The 579-nt window shown below is 45.8% G+C and carries 2 rRNA genes; both read right to left on the bottom strand.

Annotation, left to right across the window (positions count from 1 at the left end):
- Positions 1-88: 88 nt before the first annotated feature.
- Positions 89-201 (bottom strand): 5S ribosomal RNA (gene rrf, locus ABD126_RS38640).
- A 78-nt stretch (positions 202-279) separates the two neighbouring features.
- A 23S ribosomal RNA gene (locus ABD126_RS38635) occupies positions 280-579 on the bottom strand; the annotation flags it as partial.

Below are 579 nucleotides of genomic sequence, written 5' to 3'. Positions count from 1 at the left end.
GTCATCTGCTGATAAAAAACATCTTGAGCAGATAAAAAAATAAAAAAAAGCCCCGACTACTTTCGTAATCGAGGCTTCTGAAATTGAAAGGAGGCGGCTACCTACTCTCCCGCATTGCATTGCAGTACCATCGGCGCAAGTGAGCTTAACTTCTCTGTTCGGAATGGGAAGAGGTGGAACCCTTGTGCTATAGCCACCTGAATAAGGTTGACATATTGTTGAGCTGTTATCGTAATTTCATTCTGTAGTAAAAACCAAAGGTATACACCATCCGACATATAAGGAAAGTGAACGGGCAATTAGTAATGCTCGGCTTTGATGTCTCCATCTTTACACCTGCATCCTATCAACGTCGTAGTCTACAACGACCCTGAGAAATCTAATCTTGTGGCCGGCTTCGTACTTAGATGCTTTCAGCACTTATCCAATCCAGACTTAGATACCCAGCGGTGCGCCTGGCGGCACAACTGGTAAACCGGAGGTCTGTCCAACACGGTCCTCTCGTACTAGTGTCAGAGCCACGCAAATTTCATACGCCCACGATAGATAGGGACCGAACTGTCTCACGACGTTCTAAAC

It is taken from the genome of Saccharothrix mutabilis subsp. mutabilis, assembly GCF_039521145.1.
Taxonomy (GTDB): Bacteria; Actinomycetota; Actinomycetes; order Mycobacteriales; family Pseudonocardiaceae; genus Actinosynnema; species Actinosynnema mutabilis.
This window is presented reverse-complemented; position numbering and strand designations above follow the sequence as displayed.